Genomic DNA, 1,304 nt, shown 5'->3' with positions numbered 1-1,304 from the left:
TGTGCCACCCGTACCCAACAAGACGCGTTGTCGTCCGCTTTATCGTAGCGGTTCCAGTGGAAATGAATCCGTATCGCGCCGTGTTCGTTCACATAAATCTCTTCGCTTCCCACCCCGACCACCGTGGCGACTTCATCACCGTCCGCCAGCGGTTTGTAGCGGTAAGGGGGCCGCCAGTCCTGGTTTCCGGGAATAAAGGCGACCTCGTTGGTCAGTGTTGTTCCTTCGCCCCCGTCGTCTGATGCGACAGGTTGCCACCCATGATGCGTGACAGAGATTAACTGCCAGCGGTCGTTCATGGCCTCTATGGGATGGGATTGCAGGGTAAAAATTTTGCCCGGCCGAAGCCGGATACAGTTGGTTTTGGCGGTACCGACTTTACTGTAGTTTCGTAACTGCTCCAGCCGCAATTGGGTAAAAGGTTTTCCTTCCTCGTCCCACTGGAAACGCCCGTAACTTTCAAACACCGAATGGTGCCCGCTATCGTCGGATTGCTTCTGATGTTCAAGCGAATATTTGGGGTTAAGAAAGTTATGGTCTTTCTGGACCGTGCCATTCGAGCACAGGTATTCGCCATAACTCCACTGGTACGCCGTGGTATCGGTCTCGTCCGTTTCAGGATGCGTATTGTAAGTCAGATCGATATCCGCCTGCATGCCCAGGCGGCAATCACAAAACAACGTCTGTTTTTCCTCAAACCAGAAGATAATGCCCTCTTCCGCCGCCAGACGGCACCAAAAATCATAGGCGGATTCGCGTTTTTGCGTGGTGTATTCCCGATCGGCATGGCGTTTATAGAGCGTATCGCGGGCAAAGAAAATATAATGCTCTTTAAGCAAGATCGTTAAGATTTCCGGTACTGACTTCCGATGGAAAATACGGCTGTCCTGATTGAGCGTCATCAGCCACATTTTGGGGCGGACAGTGAAAATATAAAAAGTGCGACGGCCATCGGTATTACCCTGTTCAGCGCCGGTTATCATGCCATTAATGGTCCGTTCGGTGATGCCATTGCGGGTAATGGTCAGTGACGCGCTGTCCCCCAGTTGTTCATTCAGGGGAATATCGTCACGTGAGCTCACCACCTTTAACGTCAGGCGATAAAGCTGCGACAGCTCTTCCTGTAAAGTAAATTGCGCTACCTGAAAAGTGGTTTGAGGCAGTGCGCCAATTCGGCAGGTGAAAACTAATCCATCCATATTTGAAACCCTACATAATTGAACCATTATCCTGAAACGGGGATAACGCAGGAGGCTATTAAACGAGCCATTACAAGCGGCTCTTTTAAATAGCGCCGGTCTGTT

Annotated in this window: 1 protein-coding gene; it reads right to left on the bottom strand. The window is 50.8% G+C overall.

The genetic code is table 11. From position 1 onward, the window contains the following. Nucleotides 1–1,199 (bottom strand): type VI secretion system tip protein TssI/VgrG (gene tssI / locus EAE91_RS23440; RefSeq protein ID WP_244869020.1); only part of this gene is annotated, 1,199 nt, incomplete at its 3' end. Nucleotides 1,200–1,304: the final 105 nt, after the last annotated feature.

Source organism: Photorhabdus noenieputensis (genome assembly GCF_018448935.1).
In the GTDB taxonomy this organism is placed as follows: Bacteria; Pseudomonadota; Gammaproteobacteria; order Enterobacterales; family Enterobacteriaceae; genus Photorhabdus; species Photorhabdus noenieputensis.
This window is presented reverse-complemented; position numbering and strand designations above follow the sequence as displayed.